Here is a 19683-nt window from a genome sequence, read left to right as displayed (position 1 = left end):
GCCCGCACCTGCGCCGGCTCCGGCGCCCGCGCCTGCGCCGGCTCCGGCGCCCGCGCCCGCCTCGGCCACCGCTTCCGAGAGCGCGGCCGCCGACGCGGCCCCGCACACGCAGCCGATCGCGACGGCCCAGGCCCCGACGGCCGCCTACCTGCAGCGGCCCGACTACTCGCCGCTCGCGCCTCAGGACGTCGAGCAGGGCGTCACGCGCCTGCGCGGTCCCGCGGCGAAGGTCGTCGAGAACATGGAGGCGAGCCTCACGGTCCCGACCGCGACGTCGGTGCGCACCATCCCCGCGAAGCTGCTCATCGACAACCGCGTGGTGGTGAACAACCACCTCGCGCGCACCCGCGGCGGCAAGGTGAGCTTCACCCACCTCATCGGCTTCGCGATCGTCGAGTCGCTCGCGGAGTTCCCCTCGATGAACGCCGCATACGCCGAGGAGGGCGGCCGCCCCGCGATCCAGACCCCGGCCGGCGTCAACCTCGGCCTCGCGATCGACCTCGCGAAGCCCGACGGCTCGCGCCAGCTGCTCGTGCCCTCGATCAAGGGCGCCGACTCGATGGACTTCGGCGAGTTCTGGTCGGCGTACGAGGACATGATCCGCCGCGCCCGCTCCGGCGCGCTCCAGGCCGCCGACTTCCAGGGCACCACCATCACGCTCACCAACCCGGGCACGCTCGGCACGGTCCACTCGGTGCCGCGCCTCATGAACGGCCAGGGCGCGATCATCGGCGTGGGCTCGATGGACTACCCGGCGGAGTTCCAGGGAGCGTCCGAGGAGACGGTCGCCCGCCTCGGCGTGTCCAAGGTCATGACGCTCACGTCGACGTACGACCACCGCGTCATCCAGGGCGCGCAGTCGGGCGAGTTCCTGGGCATCGTGCACCGCAAGCTGCTCGGCCTCGACGGCTTCTACGACCGCGTCTTCTCCTCGATCCGCGTGCCCTACGAGCCCGTCCGCTGGGTCATGGACGCGGCCACGGACCCCGCGACCGAGGCGGCCAAGCCCGCGCGCATCGCGGAGCTCATCCACGCGTACCGCTCGCGCGGCCACCTCATGGCGGACGTCGACCCGCTGAGCTCGCGCCCGCGCAAGCACCCCGACCTCGACGTCCAGACCCACGGCCTCACGCTGTGGGACCTCGACCGCACGTACCAGACCGCGGACTTCGCGGGCGAGGGCTCGTGGACCGTGCGTGACGTGCTCGGACGCCTGCGCGACGCGTACTGCCGCACCATCGGCCTCGAGTACATGCACATCGCGGACCGTGAGCAGCGCGCCTTCTTCCAGGAGCACCTCGAGCACGGCTACACCAAGCCCACGCGCGAGGAGCACCTGCGGATCCTCCACCGCCTCAACGCGGCGGAGGCCTTCGAGGCCTTCCTCCAGACCAAGTACGTGGGCCAGAAGCGCTTCTCCCTCGAGGGCGGCGAGTCGCTCATCCCGCTGCTCGACGAGGTGATGAGCGCCGCGGCCGAGTCGGGCGTGCACGAGGTCTGCATCGGCATGGCCCACCGCGGCCGCCTCAACGTGCTCGCGAACCTCGCGGGCAAGAGGTACGGGCAGATCTTCTCCGAGTTCGAGGGCACCGCGGTGCCCGGTCTCGTGCAGGGCTCGGGCGACGTCAAGTACCACCTCGGCACCGAGGGCACCTTCACCGCGGAGTCGGGCGCGACCACGCGCGTGTACCTCGCGGCGAACCCGTCCCACCTCGAGGCGGTCGACCCGGTGCTCGAGGGCATCGTCCGCGCGAAGCTCGACGCGCTCGGCGCGGACCCGGCGACCGACGGCTACCCCGTCCTCCCGGTCCTCGTCCACGGCGACGCGGCCTTCGCGGGCCAGGGCGTGATCCCCGAGACGCTCAACATGGCGCAGCTCAAGGGCTACCGCACCGGCGGCACCGTGCACGTCATCATCAACAACCAGGTGGGCTTCACCACCGGGCCCGAGTCCTCGCGGTCGACGCGCTACTGCACCGACATCGCCAAGGGCTACCAGATCCCGATCTTCCACGTGAACGGCGACGACCCGGAGGCGTGCGTGCGAGCGGCCCGGCTCGCGTTCGAGTACCGCGAGAGGTTCGGCCGCGACGTCATCGTCGACATGGTCTGCTACCGCCGCCGCGGCCACAACGAGGGCGACGACCCGTCGATGACCCAGCCGCGCATGTACGACCTCATCGAGGCCAAGCGCTCCGTGCGTCACCTCTACACCGAGTCGCTCATCCGCCGCGGGGACATCACCACCGAGGAGGCCGAGGCCGTCTCGAAGGACTACCTCGCCCAGCTCGAGCGCGTGTTCATCGAGACCCGCGAGGGCTATCAGCCGTCCTCGGACTCGGAGTCGATCTCGGGCCTCGAGCTGCCGTCGTCGCAGTCGTCGGACGCGGGCATCATGGTCGGCTGGAAGACGTCGGTCGCCGCGAGCCAGATCGAACGCATCGGGCGGGCCCACGTGCGTCCGCCCGAGGGCTTCTCCGTGCACCCCAAGCTCGAGAAGCTGCTCGAGCGCCGCGAGGTCATGAGCCGCGACGGCGGGATCGACTGGGGCTACGGCGAGATCCTCGCCTTCGGCACCCTGCTCCAGGAGGGCGTGCCCGTGCGCATGTCCGGCCAGGACAGCCGACGCGGCACGTTCGTGCAGCGTCACGCCGTCTATCACGACCGCGCCACCGGCGCCGAGTGGACCCCGCTGCTCTACCTCGCCTCGGACCAGGCGCGCCTGCACATCTTCGACTCGCCGCTGTCGGAGTACAGCGTGCTGGGCTTCGAGTACGGCTACTCGGTCGAGCGGCCCGACTCGCTGGTCCTGTGGGAGGCGCAGTTCGGCGACTTCGTCAACGGCGCGCAGACCATCATCGACGAGTTCATCTCCTCGGCCGAGCAGAAGTGGGGGCAGTCGTCCTCGGTGGTGCTGCTGCTGCCCCACGGCTTCGAGGGCCAGGGGCCGGACCACTCGTCGGCCCGCGTCGAGCGCTTCCTGCAGCTGTGCGGCGAGGAGAACATGATCGCCGCGATGCCGTCCACCCCGGCCAGCTACTTCCACCTGCTGCGTCGCCAGGCCTACGATCGCCCGCGCAAGCCGCTCATCGTCTTCACCCCGAAGTCGATGCTCCGCCTGCGTGCGGCGCAGTCCGCGGTCGAGGACTTCACCACGGGCACCTTCCGCGAGGTCATCGGGGACGATGCGGTGGATCCGGCGTCGGTGGACCGCGTCCTGCTGTGCGCGGGCAAGGTCTACTACGACCTCGTCGCCGAGCGGGACCGGTCGGGCGACACCAGCACGGCCATCGTCCGGCTCGAGCAGCTGTACCCGCTCGCGCACGACGCGATCCGTGAGGCCCTCGCGCCGTTCGACGGCGCGGAGCTGGTCTGGGTCCAGGAGGAGCCCCTCAACCAGGGCGCATGGTCGCGCATGTCGCTGAGCCTTCCGCAGATCGTCGGGACTACCCTCGGAGTCGTGTCACGACCTGCCTCCGCGTCGCCCGCCTCGGGCCTCGCGTCCCGCCACGCAGCCGAGCAGTCCGACCTGGTCGCACGGGCGTTCGACCGATGAGGAACGTCTTCCTCGTCGGTGACGAGCTCGTCGCCGGCCACGGGGACCCCAAGGCCCTCGGATGGGTGGGGCGCGTCGCGGCGCGCACCCTCCCGCTCGCGCCCGACCTCGCGTTCCACACCCTCGCGGTGCCGCGCGAGACCACGGGCGAGCTCACCAGCCGGTGGGACGAGGAGGCGCTGCGCCGCATCCGTCAGACGGAGCCGGTGGCGAACCACGTGCTGTTCGCCATCGGCCGCCACGACGTCCACCGCGGGGTCTCCCCCACGATGACGCGGCTCAACATCGCGAACTTCCTCGACCGGGCGCACGCGCTCGGCTTCGAGACGCTCATCGCGGGCCCGCCCCCGGGCGACGAGGCCGACAACCCGCGCATCGCCGAGCTCGCGGCGGTGTGCGAGGACGCGGCCTCGCGCCGCGGCGTCGGCTACATCGACATGTACGGCCCGCTCGCGCGCCACGACCAGTGGGCCGCGGACATGGCCACCGGGCACGATGCGCTGCCGCTCCAGGCGGGCTACGGCCTCATGGCGTGGCTGGTGCTGCACTCGCGCTGGCACTCGTGGCTGGGCATCGAGCCGCCGGCAGGCTGATCCGCCGCCAATCGGCTCCCAATGACACATGTGAAAGAAGGGGCTGGTGGGAATCAACGGTGGACCCGTTGATTCCCACCAGCCCCTTCTGACGCTCAGACCACAAGTGTCATTGGGAATCGGAGCGGCTAGGCGATGACGCCCGCGCCGCGGAGCTCGACCATGAGGTCGTGCGGGCGCGAGGCGATCGCCACGGCGTCGTCGAGGCTGACCACGCCGTCCTGGACCAGCTGGAACAGGTGCTGGTCGAACGTCTGCATCTTGTAGTACTCGCCCTCGGCGATGAGGTCGACGATGGGCGGCTGGCTCGACGGGTCGACGATCGCCTCGGCGGTGCGGCCGGTGTTGACCATCACCTCCGCGACGAGCGTGCGGCCGCCGCCGTCGCCGCGACGGACCAGGCGCTGCGAGACGATGCCGCGCAGGGTCTGCGCGAGCGTCGCGCGGACCTGCTCCTGCTCGTGCGGCGTGAAGAAGTCGACGATGCGGTTGATGGTGTCCTGCGCGTCCACGGTGTGGAGCGTCGCGAGCACCAGGTGGCCGGTCTCCGCGGCGGACAGCGCGGCGCGGACGGTCTCGATGTCGCGCATCTCGCCGACCATGATGACGTCGGGGTCCTGGCGCATCGCGGCGCGCAGCGCGCTGGTGAAGTCGAGGGTGTCCGCGCGCACCTCGCGCTGCGAGATGATCGACTTCTTGTCCTGGTGGAGCACCTCGATGGGGTCCTCGATGGTGACGATGTTGACCTCGCGGTAGCTGTTGATGAGGTCGATCATCGACGCGAGGGTCGTGGTCTTGCCCGAGCCCGTGGGGCCGGTGACGAGCACGAGGCCGCGGGGCTCGAGCGAGAGGTCCGCGATGACGGGCGGCAGGCCCAGCTCCTCGAAGCTCTGCGCGCCGACGGCGACACGGCGGAACACCAGGCCCTCGGTGCCGCGCGCGACGTACGCGTTGACGCGGAAGCGCCCCACGCCCGACAGCGAGAACGCGAAGTCCGCCTCGTGCGTGTCGCGGAACTGCGCGACCAGGTCCTCGGGCAGCACCTGCGCGACCATGTTGCGCGTGTCCTCGGGCGTGAGCGGCGGCACCTGCAGCTTGCGCAGGCGGCCGTCGACGCGCACGCGCGGAGCCGAGCCCACCTTGCAGTGGAGGTCGGAGCCGCCCGTCGAGGCGAGGGCGTGCAGGAACGGGATCACGGACTGGGGCTGATCGGTCACGCTTCCTCCATCGGCATCGGGGCGGTCCTGCTGAAGGGGTGGAGCCGCCGCGCTGATCCGGAGAGTACAGCCGAGCTGGACGTTTCGGACGCAGGTGTGACGAGGTCCTCAGATGTGGGAGGATAGGGGGTCTTTGTTACGCGTCCAGAAAGGGGAACGTTGTGAGCAAGCGAGGCCGCAAGCGCAAGTCGCGCGCGAAGTCCGGCGCCAACCACGGCAAGCGGCCCAACGCCTGAGCCGCGTCCCGCCCGGATAGAGACGAAGCCGCATCGGCATGGCCGATGCGGCTTCTGTCATCTCCGGGGACCGGTGCCGGCCCCGCTCGCCTACGCCCCCGCGTCGGGGCGCGTGGCGCGGATCGTGGTGAGGATGCGCTGACGGAGCTCGTCGGGAGCGACGTCGTGTCCGGTGCGGTTGACGAGCCGCTTGATCTTCTCGTTGATGCGGTGCTCCGCCTCGCACGGCGGGCACTCGCGCAGGTGCTCGCCGATCCGGTGGATCTCGTCCTCCGGAAGCTCGTGATCGATGTACTCGAAGAGACGGTCGAGCGCCTCCTCGCATTCAGGCTTGGACACGGCAGGTCCCCCCGTCCTCTTTCTTCTTCACCGGGGCCTTCTCGTAGACGCCGCGCTCCGCGGCGTAGTCCCTCAGCTTCTCCCTCAGCAGCTTGCGCCCGCGGTGCAGGCGCGACATCACGGTCCCCACGGGGGTGTCCATGATCTGCGCGATCTCCTTGTAGGCGAACCCCTCGACGTCGGAGAGGTAGACCGCCATCCGGAAGTCGTCCGACAGCTCCGAGAGCGCGCGCTTGACCTCGTCGTCGCCGATCGCGTCGAGCGCGCGGTCCTCGGCAGAGGCGAGCCCCGACGAGGTGTGCTCCGCGGCGGCGGCGAGCTGCCAGTCCTCGACGGTCTCCGCGTCGGAACGCTTGGGCTCGCGCTGCTTCTTGCGGTAGGTGTTGATGAACGCGTTGGTCTGGATGCGGTACAGCCACGCCTTGAGGTTGGTCCCCGGCGTGAACTTGTCCTGCGCCGCGAAGGCCTTCGCGAACGTCTCCTGGACCAGGTCCTCCGCGTCCGCACCGTTGCGCGTCATGCGCAGCGCGGCGGCGTAGAGCTGGTCCATGTAGGACAGCGCCTCAGCCTCGAAGTCGAAATCTGTCGTGTCGGTCATCGGTTGCGAGCGTACAGCCCCGCGCCTGCGTGCAGCAGCAGCGGTCGGGCGAGGCCTCTCCACGGTTGTCGTCACGCCGATGCTCAACGTCGCGCCGGCCGCATCCATTCCCGTCGGGCCGCTACCCCTGACGCGGGCGCGCGTGCTTGGTAGCGTAGGAGGCATGTTGCGCGCACTCGCCCGGCCCATGCTCGCCTCCTGGTTCGTCTACGGAGGGGTCCAGAGCTATCTCGAGCCCGAGGAGCGCGCCGCGCGCGTCGCTCCCACCGTCGAGCCCGCGCTCGAGGAGCTCGGGCTCGAGGACGTCAAGACCGTCGACCTGGTGAAGGCGCACGGCATCGCCTCGATCGCGCTCGCCTCGGCGCTCGCGCTGTCGCGTGCGCCGCGCTCCGCCGCGCTGGGCCTCGCCGGGCTCGCGGGGGTCACCACCGCGTTGTCGCACCCCTTCTGGAAGGAGGAGGACGAGGCCAAGCGCGACGAGGAGCTCGAGCAGTTCCTCAAGAACCTCTCGCTGGTCGGCGGCGTCCTCGTCGCCGCGACCGCGGGCCACAGCCAGCGGCACATCGACCGCAAGAAGGCGAAGAAGGTCAAGGCCAAGGAGAAGGCCGCCGCCGCGAAGGCCAAGGAGAAGGAGGCCAAGGCGAAGGCCAAGGCCGCCGCCAAGGGCGAGCCCGAGCCCGAGCCCGCGAAGAAGTCCAAGTGGAAGCGAGCCGCGTGAGCGGCACCCTCCCTCTCGGCACCGGGATCGGCGAGGTGTGGCCCGCGCCCCTCGCGCATCGTCCGCTCGACGCGACGGTCTCGGTACCCGGCTCGAAGTCCCTCACCAACCGCTTCCTGGTGCTCGCGGCCCTCGCCGCGGAGCCCGTCACCGTGCGCGGCGGCCTGCGCTCGCGCGACTCCGACCTCATGATCGGCGCGCTGCGCGGCCTGGGCGTCGAGGTGGACGATGCGGGAGCCGAGTGGCGTGTCACGCCCGGCCCGCTGCGCGGCGGCGTCCACGTCGACTGCGGCCTCGCGGGCACGGTCATGCGCTTCGTCCCGCCGATGGTGCTGCTGGCCGACGGGCCCGTGAGCTTCGACGGCGACGAGGGCGCGCGCGTGCGCCCCATGGGACCGCTGCTCGACGCGCTGCGCCTGCTCGGCGCGACCGTCGAGGACGAGGGCCGCGGCACGCTGCCCTTCACCGTCACCCCGCCGCTCGAGGTGCCGGACGTGGTCGAGGTCGACTCGTCGTCGTCCTCGCAGTTCGTGACCGGGCTCCTGCTGACGGCGCCGCGGCTGCCCGAGGGGCTCACGGTCCGGCACACCGGCGAGACGCTGCCGAGCCTTCCCCACATCGACATGACCTGCGAGACGCTGCGCGCCGCGGGCATCCGCGTCGACCAGCCCGACGAGCGCACGTGGGTGGTCCACCCCGGCGAGATCCGCCCGGGCGACGTCCGCGTCGAGCCCGATCTCAGCAACGCCGGACCGTTCATGGCCGCCGCGCTGGTCGCCGGCGGCACCGTCCGCGTCCCCGGCTGGCCCGCGGTCACCACGCAGCCCGGCGCGTACTTCCCCGAGCTGCTCACGCGCATGGGCGCGACGTGCACGCTCGACGGCGACGTCATGACCGTGACCGGCACCGGCGAGATCCGCGGCATCGACGCGGACCTCTCCCCCGCCGGAGAGATCACGCCCACCATCGCGGCGCTGTGCGCGCTCGGGGACGGACCCTCGCAGCTCACCGGCATCGGCCACCTGCGCGGCCACGAGACGGACCGGCTCGCGGCGATCGCCGCCGAGGTCGAGCGTCTGGGCGGGCGCTGCGTCGCCGGCGACGAGGCGCTGACGTTCGGCGGGAGGCCTCCCACCGGCCTCGCGGGCGCCGTCATGGAGACGTACCACGACCACCGCATGGCGACCTTCGCCGCGGTGATCGGCCTCGCGGTGCCGGGCGTCGACGTCCTCAACGTGGGCACCACGTCGAAGACGATGCCCGACTTCCCCACGATGTGGCGCGACATGCTCGACGCGGATCCGACGGCCAGCTGAATGGCCCGCCGAGAGTACGACGAGTCCGACGCGAAGGTCCGCCCCAACCGCCGAGGCTCGAGGCCGCGCACCAAGATCCGTCCCGCGCACGAGGACGCCGAGCCGGGCATCGTCATCGGCGTCGACCGCGGCCGGTACACGGTCCGCATGGACGATGCGGTCATCACCGCGGTCAAGGCGCGCGAGCTCGGGCGCCGCGGGCTGGTGATCGGCGACCGCGTCGGGGTGGTCGGCGACACGTCGGGCCGCCCGGACACTCTCGCGCGCATCGTCAAGCGCGAGGAGCGCGCCACCGCGCTGCGGCGCACCGCCGACGACACCGACGCGACCGAGCGGGTCATCGTCGCGAACGCGGGACAGCTCGCGATCGTCACGGCGCTGGCGGACCCCGAGCCCAACCCGCGCATGATCGACCGGTGCCTGGTCGCGGCCTTCGACGCCGGCATGACCGCGCTGCTGGTGCTGACCAAGGCCGACCTCGCGGATGCGAGCGAGCTGCGCGGCGCGTACGAGCCGCTGGGCGTGCGCGTGCTCGAGATGTCGGTGCGCCGCGACGGCGGGCCCGAGGCGGATCCCGGCTTCGTCGAGCTGCGCGACGCGCTGGTCGAGGAGACCACCGTGCTCGTCGGCTACTCGGGCGTGGGCAAGTCGACGCTCGTCAACGCGCTCGTGCCCGACGCGGGGCGCGCCGTCGGCATCGTCAACGACGTCACCGGGCGCGGCCGCCACACCTCGACCTCGGCGGTGCTGTACGAGGTGCCCACCGGCGGGCGCATCGTCGACACCCCGGGCGTGCGGTCCTTCGGGCTCGCGCACGTGGACCCCTCGCACTTCATCCTCGCGTTCCCCGACATCGCGGATGCGGCCGACGAGCGCTGCCCGCGGGGCTGCACGCACGAGTCGGCCGAGGCCGGCTGCGAGCTCGACGCCTGGGCCGGGGACGAGCCGGACCGCCACGCGCGCGTCGACTCGATCCGCCGCCTGCTCGCCTCGCGCGCCGCGGGCGAGGCGTACTGAACGCTCCCGCCGCGCATCGTGCCCGGTAGGTTGAGGGCATGACGGACGCCCCCTACGCCGACGACCTCCTGCTCGCCCTCGCGATCGCCGACGCGGTCGACGGCGTGACGATGCCGAACTTCGCGACCGGCGACCTCACGGTCGAGACCAAGCCCGACGACACCCCCGTCACGGCCGTCGACCGGGCCGCGGAGCGCATGGCGCGCGACCTCATCGGGCAGCACCGTCCGGACGATGCGTTCGTGGGCGAGGAGTACGGCACCACCGGCACGGGCGCGCGACGCTGGGTGATGGACCCCATCGACGGCACCAAGAACTTCATCCGCGACGTGCCGGTGTGGGCGACGCTCATCTCGCTGCTCGACGGCGACGACGTGGTGGTGGGCGTGGTGAGCGCGCCGGCGCTGCACCGGCGCTGGTTCGCGGCGCGCGGCCAGGGCGCGTGGCTCGGGCAGTCCGAGGCGACCGCGCGTCCGATCCACGTCTCCGACGTCGCGACGCTCGGCGAGGCCTCGCTGTCGTACTCGGACCTGTCCGAGTGGCGGGACTTCGGACGCCTCGACGCCTTCCTCGGCCTCATGGACGACGTCTGGCGCACGCGCGCGTACGGCGACTTCTGGAGCTACATGATGGTCGCCGAGGGCGCGGTCGACATCGCGGCCGAGCCCGAGCTCGAGCTCTACGACATGGGCGCGCTGGTGCCGATCGTCGAGGAGGCGGGCGGGCGCTTCACCGGCGTGGACGGCACGCCCGGCCCGCACGGCGGCAACGCGCTCGTCACCAACGGCCTGCTGCACGACGAGGTGCTCGCGCGGCTCGCGCCCCGACGCTCCTGACGCTCGCGGGCGCCGCTCCCAGGACGATGCTCAGACCGGCTTGAGGCTGCCCAGCTCCGAGGCGTCGTACCAGAGCAGGTCGCGCTCCTCGAGGACGTCGAGCGCGTCCTCGTCGCCGCCGACCGCGGCGCTCACATCGCCCGCGGCCTCCGGCTCGTCGACGAACGCGCAGGCGATCGCCGAGGCCGGGATCCTGCCGTGGACGCGCACCGCGGCGGGGTGGACCTCCGGGTCCGCGTCGCACTCGGCGCGGGTGAGCTCGGCGACCACGACCACACGCAGCGGCGAGCCCGCCTCGATGACCGAGGCGCGAGCCGCGACGTCGCGCGCGATCTCCGCGAGCTCGTCGGCGTCGTCGCTCGCGACGATCTCGAGCAGGCGCTCGGTGACGGCGTAGGCGACGGGAGGCTCCCAGAGGCCGTCCGCGCAGCGGGGCAGATCGTCGACCGTGGCGGGGATGTACACGCGCATGGGATCAGTCTGTCACCGCCGCGGGGCTGCGGCGCGAGGCGCGCGCGTCCTCCACCAGCGCCGCGCCCATCGACGCGATCGCGGCGCGCAGCGGGGAGCGCGGCGCCACCTCGGCGAGCGCCCTGCCCTCGCGCGCGGCGGCGTCGCATGCGCGCGGATCCCACGGCAGGGGCCACACCTCGGTCACGCCGGCGTGCCGCCCGAGCGACGCCGCGATGGCGTCCTCGGGGCGGCTCCCCGCCACGGACGAGCGGATGCGGTTGACCGCGACCACCGGAGCGGGGCCCTCGTGGTCGACGAGCGCCTGCACCAGCCGCACCAGCTGGTGCGGCTCGGCACCGCCCACCGCGAGGACGACATCGGCCTCCGCGAGCGCGGCGAGCGTCGCGCCGTCGCGGCCCGGCCGCGCGAGCGATCCGCCGCCCGGGTCGACGGGCGCGGCGACGTCGACGACCACCACGTCGGCGGCCGCCCGCAGCGCGGGCCACAGCCTCTCCAGCCCGCCCGGCGTGACCTCGGGCCAGCGCGCGGCCCGCGGGAGCCCCGTGAGGACGCTCAGCCGCGGTGCGACCTCCGTGAGCTGCCGCGACAGCGCCGCGGCGACGTCCTCGCCCCGCGTCGCGGCACGCGTCACCGCGGCCACGCCCGGCGCCTCGTCGACGAGTCCGAGCGCCGTCGCGATCGACGCCCCGTACATGTCGAGGTCCACGAGCAGCGTGCGATGGCCGGCGATCGCCGCCTCCGCCGCGACGTTGACCGCGACCGTGGTGCGCCCCGGCGCGCCCCCGGTGCCCCACACCGCCACGAGCCCGCCCTCGCCGCGCGGCACCGGCGCCGCGAGCGCCGGCGCGGGCCGCGCCACCGCGGCGAGCACCGCGTCGACGAGATCCTCGCGCGCGATGCGGATCCCGAGCATGTCCAGCCGCGGCGCCGGCCCGGACGCCACTCCCACGAGCCCGACGCCCGCCGACCGGATGCTCGCCACCGCGTCCGCGTCGAGGTGCGGCTGGTCGGACACGATGACCACCGTGCCGAGCCCGGCCTGCGCGACGGCGATCGCCTCGGCGAGGTCCGGGCATCGCCTCACCACCACGATCCCGGGGTGCGCGTCCAGCGCGGCGACCACGCGCGCCTCGTCCGGCCCCCGCACCGCGATCACGGCGCGCGCGGCGGCGGTCACCCCGCCCCCACGACCGCGACGGCCGCGGCCGTCGCGAGGGCGTCGAGGAGCGCGCCGACCTCGTCCTGCGGGACGGCGAGGTAGACGGTGGTGCCGGAGAGCCCGAAGGCGTCGTCGTCGCGCTCGACCTCCGCGACGGGGAGCGACGCCGCGACCCTCGCGGAGGCGCCACCCTCGGCCGGCGTCGCCCACACGTCGACGGCCGCACCGACGGTCACATCCGACGCGACGGGCACCGTCGCGAGCACCGCGACCCGCCGCGCGTCGTACGCCTCGGGCGACTCCACCGCGCTCGCCGGGATGAGCTCTCCCTCCCCGACGGTGCGGGTGAGGACCGCGCCCCAGGGCGCGTCGTCGACGGCCTCGAGGTAGCCCTCCCCGACGCGCACATGCGCGACGGCGACCGAGGACTCGTCGAGGACCGCGCCCGGAGCGAGCGGCTCGGCGGCCGCGTAGACCGGCACGGTGTCGTCGGCCGCGCGCAGCACCGCGACCACGCCCGTGACCGCGATCGCGATGAGGAGGACGCCCACGACGAGCCGCGGATCGCGCCAACCCGGAGCGCGCAGACGCGCCACCACCGGTCGCCCCGCATCACGCATCGTCACCCCCCAGCGACGTTGTCGGCTGCCGCCCATCATGCCTGGTGTCGGGGCGCACGGGAAGACCTGTGGACATCCGGCGCGCGCGGCTCCGGCATGTCACAATGACGAGGTGCCGCCCAGGTTCCTCAAGCTCAGCGACGTTCAGGAGATCCTGAACATCTCCTCGCAGCAGGCGTACGCCCTCGTGCGCTCCGGCGACCTGCCGGCGATCCAGGTGGGCGGGCGTGGGCAGTGGCGCGTCGACGAGGCGGAGCTCGAGAGCTACATCGCCCGTCAGTACGCGGTCGCCCGCGAGCACCTCCGCGAGCGCGAGGCCCGCTAGCCCGCTCGCACCGCCAGCACCGCCGCGAGCGGCACGGTGCGCATGCCCCGCTCCGACGCGAGCTCGAGGTGATCCGCGCCGACCGCGGCGACCCTGCCGTGCCATCGTCCGCCGGGCGTCTGCACGGACACGGCGTCGCCGCGCTCGGCGATCTCGCGCAGCACCGTGCCCACCCCCATGCGGAGCCGCACCGCTCCGACCTCCGTGGCGCCGTGCCCGAGGCCCTCGCACGAGGAGACCGCCGCCAGCGGCACGAGCACCTGTCCCGGAGCGCCGTCGAGCAGCACCCACGCGCCCGCCGCGTCCGCGACGGCCCCCTCGATCGCGGCGCCGTCATGGAGGACCAGGCGCACCGCGACGCCCGGGTGCGCGAGGAGCCTCCCGGCGAGGGGGACCGTCGCGCGCTCGTCCCGGGTGCGCTCGGCGATCTCGACGTCGAGGTCCGCACGGTCGGCGGCGTCGAGCGAGGCCTCGAGATCGGCGAACAGCAGCTCCCAGCGCATGGCGTCACGCTATCGACGTCATCCCCAGAGCGGCACCCCGATCTGGACAGAAGCGGCGAAGAGGACTACATCAGGAGGTGTCGAATAACACTAAACAGCATCAAACGTGATCAAAAAGGGGGCAGGGATGACCAGGCACGGCATCATGACGAAGGGGGACGGCGGCACCACGGGTGGCGTGGGCCCCGCGAGCGGAGCGATCGGGCTGGCCGCGGTCCTCGCGGCGGCGACCCTCGGACCCCTCGGCGGCGCGCTCGCGTGGCACGCCGCGCTCTCGCTCGACGCCAGGCTGTGGGAGCCCGCGGACCTCGTCGCGGTGCTCGCGGGCGCGCTCGCCGCCCTCGTCTCCGCAGGGTTCCTGCTCGACGTCGCGCGAGCGCTCGGCGCGCAGCTGCGTGGACGCGCCGCTCCCCCGGCCACCGGGCGCCTCGCGCGCACGGTCGCCGCCACGCTCGCCGCCCTGCTGCTCGGCACGGGCGCCGCGCACGCGGACGAGCCCCCTCCCGCGGTCGGCTGGCTGCCCTCCGCACCGACGTCGCCGCGCGCGGAGACCGCCGCTCCTGCGCCGGCCGTCGCAGCGAAGGCGGCAGCCGCGCCCGGCTCCGCGTCGGCATCGTCGCCCGGGGACGGTACCGCGCACGTCCGCACCGTCCGCCCAGGCGAGAGCCTGTGGTCCATCACGGCCGACGAGCAAGGCCCGGACGCGTCGGCCGCCGACATCGCGGCGGCGTGGCCCGAGCTCTACGCCGCGAACGCGGACGCGATCGGGGCGGACCCCGACCTCATCCATCCGGGCCTGCGGCTCGTCCTTCCGGACGGTCTCGTCGAGGACGCACGATGAGCGCCGAGCCCGCATGGGCGCCACGGCCGCCTCGCGCCGACATCTACGGACGCACGCGCGCGACGCTCGGCGATCCGACCCCGCTCGCGTGCACCTGCGCGCTCACCGCCATCGAGGTGGTCCACGGCGGAGAGGGGCTCGACACCCTCCTCCGCTGGATCACCCCGGAGGTGCGCGAGCGGCTCGCGCGCCAGCACTCGCTCGCCCACCGGCTCGGGCGGCGCGGCGGGATCCCCGCCCGCATCGTCCGTGCGCGGTCATGCCGGGTCTCGCCGACCGCGACGGAGATCGCGGCGGTCGCCCGCATCGGCGACCGGGTCCACGCCGTCGCCATCCGCCTCGAGGACCTCGCGGGCCGCTGGGTCATCACCGTGCTCGACATCGGCTGAGACGCGCCGAGGGCGGCCACCCGCAGGCGGCCGCCCTCGGCGACGGAGACGGCGGAGGTCAGAGCTCGGTCTGGTCCTCGTTCTTGCCGTGGCACATCTTGTACTTGCGTCCGGAGCCGCACGGGCACGGGGAGTTCTTGCCCGCACCCGCGAAGACGCGGCCGTCGTCCCACGGGTGCGCGCCCTCGGCCTGCTTGGTCGCCGCCGCCTGGCCCGAGCCGTCCTGCGACGGTCCGGAGAACGTCAGCGCGCCCATGCTCGCCTGGACGGGGCCGCCCACGGAGCCCGTGGCGGGACGCGAGGAGACGCGACGGCCGGCGGCTGCCGGGACCTGCGCGGGCGCCGCAGCCTTCGCGCCGGCCTGCGCCGTGGCCGCCGCGGAGTCCGCGGTCACCGGGGCCTGCGCGGGAGCCTCCTTCTTCTCGACGCGGTAGAGGATCGAGACCGCCTGCTCCTTGATCGCGTCGGACATCGCCTCGAAGAGCTGGAAGCCCTCGCGCTGGTACTCGATCAGCGGGTCGCGCTGACCCATCGCGCGCAGGCCGATGCCCTCCTTGAGGTAGTCCATCTCGTAGAGGTGCTCGCGCCACTTGAAGTCCATGACCTGCAGCAGCACCTGGCGCTCGACCTGGCGCATGACGTCGGCCCCGAGCCTGGTCTCGACCAGCTCGTACTGGAGGCGCGCATCGGCCACGAGCTCGCGCTCGAGGAACGCGGTGGTGAGCCCGGACAGGTCGCCGGCCTCCTCGATGACCTCCTCGATGTCGATCGACACCGGGTAGACCGAGCGCAGGTCCTTCCACAGCGCCTCGAGGTCCCAGTCGTCGGGCGAGCCGACGAGCGTCGCGGAGCGCACGTACGCGCGGACCACGTCCTCGATGAACTGCTGGATCTGCTCGTGCAGGTCCTCGCCGTCGAGCACGCGACGGCGCTCGGCGAAGATGATGTGACGCTGCGAGTTCAGCACGTCGTCGTACTTGAGGATGTTCTTGCGGATCTCGTGGTTGCGACCCTCGATCTGCGCCTGCGCGCTCTGCACGCCGCGCGTGAGCACCTTCGACTCGATCGGCATGTCGTCGGGCAGCGCCGACGAGTTCATCACGCTGGCCGCGAGGCCCGACTGGAACATCCGCATGAGGTCGTCCTCGAGCGAGAGGTAGAACCGGCTCTCGCCCGGGTCGCCCTGGCGGCCCGAGCGGCCGCGGAGCTGGTTGTCGATGCGGCGCGACTCGTGGCGCTCGGTGCCGAGCACGTAGAGGCCGCCCGCCTCGAGGACCTCGTCCCGCTCGGCCGAGGTCTCCTCCTGAGCGGCGGCGAAGACGTCCTTCCAGACCTCCTCGTACTCCTCCGGGCTCTCGTTCGGGTCGAGGCCGCGGGCCTGCATCTCGGCGACCGCGCGGAACTCGGGGTTCCCGCCCAGCATGATGTCGGTGCCGCGGCCCGCCATGTTGGTCGCGACGGTCACGGCGCCCTTGCGGCCGGCCTCGGCGACGATCGCCGCCTCGCGCTCGTGCTGCTTCGCGTTGAGGACGGTGTGGACGATGCCGCGCTTGCGCAGCTCCTGCGACAGCGACTCGGACTTCTCGACCGACACCGTGCCGACCAGCACCGGCTGGCCCTTCTCGTGCCGCTCGAGGATGTCCGTGATGACGGCGGTGAACTTCGACTGCTCGTTCTTGTAGAGCAGGTCCGACTGGTCCTGACGGATCATCGGGCGGTTGGTCGGGATGGGGATGACGCCCATGCCGTAGGTCGCATGGAGCTCGGCCGCCTCGGTCTGCGCCGTACCGGTCATGCCCGCGAGCTTGCCGTAGAGACGGAAGTAGTTCTGGAGGGTGATCGAGGCGTACGTCTGGTTCTCCGCCTTGATCGGGACGCGCTCCTTGGCCTCGATCGCCTGGTGGAGGCCCTCCGAGTAGCGGCGGCCCTTGAGCAGACGGCCGGTGTGCTCGTCGACGATGTCGACCTCGCCGCCCTGCACCACGTAGTCGCGGTCCTTGCGGAACAGCTCCTTCGCCTTGATGGCGTTGTTGAGGAAGCCGATGAGCGGCGTGTTGGCGGGGTCGTAGAGGTTCTCGATGCCGAGCGCCTTCTCGACCTTGTCGATGCCGGGCTCGAGGATGCCGACCGCGCGCTTCTTCTCCTCGACCTCGTAGTCGACGTCGATCTCGAGCTGCTGCGCGAGGCGCGCGAACTCGACGTACCAGCGGTTGTTGTCGCCCGAGGCGGGTCCGGAGACGATGAGCGGAGTACGCGCCTCGTCGATGAGGATCGAGTCGACCTCGTCGACGATCGCGTAGTGGTAGCCGCGCTGGACCAGCTGCGAGGGCTGCAGCGCCATGTTGTCGCGCAGGTGGTCGAAGCCGAACTCGTTGTTGGTGCCGTAGGTGATGTCCGCCTCGTACTGGCGGCGGCGCACCTCGGGCGACTGGCCGGCGACGATGCAGCCGGTGGCCATCCCGAGGAAGCGGAACACGCGGCCCATGAGCTCGGACTGGTAGCTCGCGAGGTAGTCGTTGACCGTGACGATGTGCACGCCCTTGCCCTCGAGCGCGTTGAGGTACGCCGGCAGCGTCGCGACCAGGGTCTTGCCCTCACCGGTCTTCATCTCGGCGATGTTGCCGTGGTGCAGCGCGCCGCCGCCCATGAGCTGGACGTCGAAGTGGCGCATGCCGAGCGTGCGTCGCGAGGCCTCGCGGACCGCCGCGAACGCCTCCGGCATGAGGGAGTCGAGGCTCTCGCCGTTCGCACGGCGCTCCTTGAACTCGACCGTGAGCTCCCGCAGCTCGTCGTCCGAGAGCGCCTCGTACGACTCCTCCAGAGCGTTGGTCAGCGTCACCACCTTCTCCAGACGGCGGAGCTCTCGCCCCTCGCCCATACGGATGATGCGGTCCATCAATGCCACGTCGCGCTCCTGTTCAACCCTCGGGTAGTCCCCGACCATCGTAGGCGGTCAGTGGATGCTCTCCGGTTCGTCTCGCTGTGGGCGCAACAGGACGATCGCCGCGCCGAGGGCGAGACCACCCGCGATCCCGGTCCACCCGAGCCGCTCGGAGAAGACGATCGCCGCGAGGATCGCCGCGACCAGGGGCTCGAGCATCGACACGATGGTCGCGACGAACGGCGGCACGGTGCGGAGCCCGCCGAGGTACAGGACGTACGCGAGCGCCGTCGACGCGATGCCGAGCGCGGTCGCGAGCCCCCACGAGGCCGCACCCGACGGGGCGCCCCAGCCGAGCACCAGCGCGACAGGCACCAGAAGCACCCCGCCAGCGGCGAACGACAGCGCGGTGAGGCGCGCCGCGCCCAGACCCGGCACCGGCTCGCGGTTGACGACGGTGACGCCGGCGAAGGTCGCGCCGGTCACCAGCGCGATCAGCACGCCGAGCGCCGCACCGTCCGCCACGGAGAGCGATGAGCCGAGCAGCGTCACGAGGCCGGCGACGGCGAGGACGAGCGCGAGCACGCGCCGTCCCGCAGGCCGGTCGCCGCGCCGCCACCAGTCCCACAACGCGACCCATACGGGCGCGGAGCCGATCGCGACGAGCGTCGCCAGCCCGACGCCCGCGAGCGCGATCCCGGTGAAGTAGAGCACCTCGAAGACCGCGGTGAGCGAGCCGGTCGCGAGGATGCGGATCGCCATGGGGCGGTCGAGCGCGCGCAGCGCGAGCGCGCGGCGGGCGAGCAGCCATGCGCTGAGCGCGAGGCCCGCGATGAGCATGCGCCACATCGCGATGGACGCGGGCGGGATGCCGTCGCGCTGCGCGAGAAGCGTCCCCAGGACGCCGCCGGTGCCCCACAGCGAGGCAGCGAGGACCACGGACATGAAATGGCGGGGCTGCACCCGGGAAATCTAGCCGGATGCAGCCCCGCCGCGACAGAGGTCAGGTCAAGCGGACTCGCGCGTCTCCTCGGCGACGCCCTGCTCGAGGTGGATCACGCCGTACGTCCAGCCGCGCCTGCGGTACACCGCGGAGGCCAGACCCGAGTCGACGTCGTGGAAGAGGAAGAAGTCGTGGCCCACGAGCTCCATCTGGTCGAGGGCGTCGGCGACGCTCATCGGCGGGGCGGAGTGGGTCTTGGAGCGGATGACGATGGGGGTCCCGTCGATCGGGATCTCGCGGTGCGAGCCCTCGGGTGCTCCCTCCCACGCCTCGACGCTGCCGGCGCGGTCGTCGCTCGACGCCTCGTCGAGGTCGACCGGAGGCACCGTGTGGAGCCCGGCCTTCCCCTGATGGCGGTGCGCCTTGCGCTCGTGGAGCTTGCGCAGCTGCTCGACCAGCTTCTGCATCGCGCCGTCGAGCGCGATGAAGCGGTCCTCCGCTGCGGCCTCGGCGCGGACCACGCCGCGTCCGCGGACCGTGATCTCGACGCGCTCCCGGTCGTTGGCGTGCTTGGGATTCCTCTCATGGACCACATGGATGTCCGCTCGGGTCGCGCGAGGGGCGAGAGACTCGACCTTCTCCATCTTCTCGAAGATCCTCTGCCGCATGTCCTCGGAGACCTTGGTGTGACGTCCCACGATGGCGATGTCCATGACGAAAACTCCTTCAGTGTCGCTGAAGCCCGCGCACGGGCTCGGGGCAAGGGGTCGGCGCCTGTCGCGCCCGGGGCCTCACCTCCTCGCCATGAAGGTGTCCGACGTTCTTCGTCGTCCTGGATCTCCCACCATAGCCCTCCTTGGGCGTCATCCGCGACGGACGTGCGCCCCTTGCGTCGGACCCTGGGCGGATGCGAGCACGAGCGCTCCGACCGGCACCAGCGGGGTGCCAGCGAGCGCCTCCGCGGCGCGCACCAGGGTGGCGCCGGTGGTCACGACATCGTCGACGAGGAGCGCGGGCACGGCGTGCGACGGACGCCACGCGTGGCGCGTCGCGCGCGGCGCCGGAGCGCGCCAGCGGAGCCGGTCCCCCGCACCCCGCGCGCCCCCGCCGCCGGGGGCGAGC

General features: G+C 72.6%; 20 protein-coding genes and 1 pseudogene. 10 read left to right on the top strand and 11 right to left on the bottom strand.

What is annotated here, in order from left to right; genetic code table 11:
* Positions 1–3556 (top strand): multifunctional oxoglutarate decarboxylase/oxoglutarate dehydrogenase thiamine pyrophosphate-binding subunit/dihydrolipoyllysine-residue succinyltransferase subunit (locus TR42_RS10630; protein ID WP_042215665.1); only part of this gene is annotated, 3556 nt, incomplete at its 5' end.
* Positions 3553–4149, top strand: a complete 597-nt coding sequence (locus TR42_RS10625; protein WP_042215663.1) for a GDSL-type esterase/lipase family protein — start codon at positions 3553–3555, stop codon at positions 4147–4149. The genes TR42_RS10630 and TR42_RS10625, both read left to right, overlap by 4 nt.
* A gap of 128 nt (positions 4150–4277) precedes the next feature.
* Here TR42_RS10625 and TR42_RS10620 read toward each other — a convergent pair whose 3' ends face one another.
* Positions 4278–5366: a type IV pilus twitching motility protein PilT gene (locus TR42_RS10620; protein WP_042215661.1), complete on the bottom strand. Its 1089-nt coding sequence runs from the start codon at positions 5364–5366 to the stop codon at positions 4278–4280.
* A gap of 161 nt (positions 5367–5527) precedes the next feature.
* Between TR42_RS10620 and TR42_RS15435 the strand changes: the two genes are divergently transcribed.
* The gene (locus tag TR42_RS15435; protein ID WP_425305726.1) at positions 5528–5602 is read left to right on the top strand and encodes a 50S ribosomal protein bL37; all 75 of its coding nucleotides are present in this window, start codon (positions 5528–5530) and stop codon (positions 5600–5602) included.
* 90 nt (positions 5603–5692) lie between these two features.
* Here the strand turns inward: TR42_RS15435 and rsrA are convergent, their stop codons facing one another.
* Positions 5693–5941, bottom strand: a complete 249-nt coding sequence (gene rsrA, locus TR42_RS10615; protein ID WP_042215659.1) for a mycothiol system anti-sigma-R factor — start codon at positions 5939–5941, stop codon at positions 5693–5695.
* On the bottom strand, positions 5928–6539 hold the full coding sequence (locus TR42_RS10610) for a sigma-70 family RNA polymerase sigma factor (protein ID WP_042215657.1): 612 nt from the start codon (positions 6537–6539) through the stop codon (positions 5928–5930). Before TR42_RS10610 ends, rsrA begins: the two co-directional genes overlap by 14 nt.
* Before the next feature lie 163 nt (positions 6540–6702).
* Here TR42_RS10610 and TR42_RS10605 point away from each other — a divergent pair, with 163 nt between their 5' ends.
* Genes TR42_RS10605 through hisN form a run of 4 tightly spaced genes read left to right on the top strand, consistent with a single transcriptional unit; the run spans position 6703 to position 10426 of the window.
* Entirely contained in the window at positions 6703–7257 is a 555-nt protein-coding gene (locus tag TR42_RS10605; protein WP_161786639.1) for a DoxX family membrane protein, read from the top strand.
* On the top strand, positions 7254–8573 hold the full coding sequence (gene aroA / locus TR42_RS10600) for a 3-phosphoshikimate 1-carboxyvinyltransferase (protein WP_201770799.1): 1320 nt from the start codon (positions 7254–7256) through the stop codon (positions 8571–8573). Before TR42_RS10605 ends, aroA begins: the two co-directional genes overlap by 4 nt.
* Positions 8574–9590, top strand: coding sequence for a ribosome small subunit-dependent GTPase A (gene rsgA / locus TR42_RS10595; protein WP_042215655.1), 1017 nt, complete (start codon positions 8574–8576; stop codon positions 9588–9590). It abuts the gene before it with no gap.
* 38 nt (positions 9591–9628) lie between these two features.
* Positions 9629–10426, top strand: coding sequence for a histidinol-phosphatase (gene hisN, locus TR42_RS10590; RefSeq protein ID WP_042215653.1), 798 nt, complete (start codon positions 9629–9631; stop codon positions 10424–10426).
* 30 nt (positions 10427–10456) lie between these two features.
* On the opposite strand, the gene TR42_RS10585 is transcribed toward hisN, so the two are convergent.
* Genes TR42_RS10585 through TR42_RS10575 form a run of 3 tightly spaced genes read right to left on the bottom strand, consistent with a single transcriptional unit; the run spans position 10457 to position 12679 of the window.
* A complete protein-coding gene (locus TR42_RS10585) occupies positions 10457–10897 on the bottom strand; it encodes a DUF6912 family protein (protein WP_042215651.1) in 441 nt (146 codons plus the stop codon).
* Between the two features lie 4 nt (positions 10898–10901).
* The gene (locus tag TR42_RS10580; RefSeq protein ID WP_042215650.1) at positions 10902–12077 is read right to left on the bottom strand and encodes a CpaE/TadZ family protein; all 1176 of its coding nucleotides are present in this window, start codon (positions 12075–12077) and stop codon (positions 10902–10904) included.
* Complete coding sequence (locus TR42_RS10575) at positions 12074–12679, bottom strand: SAF domain-containing protein (RefSeq protein WP_042215669.1); 606 nt, start codon at positions 12677–12679, stop codon at positions 12074–12076. The genes TR42_RS10580 and TR42_RS10575 overlap by 4 nt, the downstream gene beginning before the upstream one ends.
* Positions 12680–12791: 112 nt before the next feature.
* On the opposite strand from TR42_RS10575, the gene TR42_RS10570 reads away from it, so the two are divergent.
* A complete protein-coding gene (locus TR42_RS10570) occupies positions 12792–13004 on the top strand; it encodes a helix-turn-helix domain-containing protein (protein WP_042215648.1) in 213 nt (70 codons plus the stop codon).
* Here the strand turns inward: TR42_RS10570 and TR42_RS10565 are convergent.
* Complete coding sequence (locus tag TR42_RS10565; RefSeq protein ID WP_042215646.1) at positions 13001–13507, bottom strand: hypothetical protein; 507 nt, start codon at positions 13505–13507, stop codon at positions 13001–13003. The genes TR42_RS10570 and TR42_RS10565 overlap by 4 nt on opposite strands.
* Before the next feature lie 127 nt (positions 13508–13634).
* Between TR42_RS10565 and TR42_RS15100 the strand changes: the two genes are divergently transcribed.
* Positions 13635–14348, top strand: coding sequence for a LysM peptidoglycan-binding domain-containing protein (locus tag TR42_RS15100; RefSeq protein ID WP_052405960.1), 714 nt, complete (start codon positions 13635–13637; stop codon positions 14346–14348).
* Complete coding sequence (locus TR42_RS10555) at positions 14345–14737, top strand: Rv3235 family protein (protein ID WP_042215644.1); 393 nt, start codon at positions 14345–14347, stop codon at positions 14735–14737. Before TR42_RS15100 ends, TR42_RS10555 begins: the two co-directional genes overlap by 4 nt.
* A 58-nt stretch (positions 14738–14795) precedes the next feature.
* Here the strand turns inward: TR42_RS10555 and secA are convergent, their stop codons facing one another.
* The 4 genes and pseudogenes from secA to TR42_RS15355 all read right to left on the bottom strand — a co-directional run.
* The gene (secA, locus tag TR42_RS10550) at positions 14796–17633 is read right to left on the bottom strand and encodes a preprotein translocase subunit SecA (protein WP_236623428.1); all 2838 of its coding nucleotides are present in this window, start codon (positions 17631–17633) and stop codon (positions 14796–14798) included.
* Positions 17634–17690: 57 nt separating this feature from the next.
* Positions 17691–18581 (bottom strand): DMT family transporter, encoded by an 891-nt coding sequence (locus TR42_RS10545; protein ID WP_143058913.1) that lies wholly within the window; start codon positions 18579–18581, stop codon positions 17691–17693.
* A 45-nt stretch (positions 18582–18626) separates the two neighbouring features.
* On the bottom strand, positions 18627–19274 hold the full coding sequence (gene hpf / locus TR42_RS10540) for a ribosome hibernation-promoting factor, HPF/YfiA family (RefSeq protein ID WP_042215640.1): 648 nt from the start codon (positions 19272–19274) through the stop codon (positions 18627–18629).
* Between the two features lie 150 nt (positions 19275–19424).
* Positions 19425–19683, bottom strand: a pseudogene (locus tag TR42_RS15355) (ComF family protein); the annotation flags it as partial.

Origin of the sequence: Demequina mangrovi (genome assembly GCF_000759715.1) — a bacterium.
Classification (GTDB): domain Bacteria; phylum Actinomycetota; class Actinomycetes; order Actinomycetales; family Demequinaceae; genus Demequina; species Demequina mangrovi.
The sequence above is the reverse complement of the archived record's forward strand: the minus strand, read 5'-3'. Positions and strand labels throughout refer to the sequence as shown.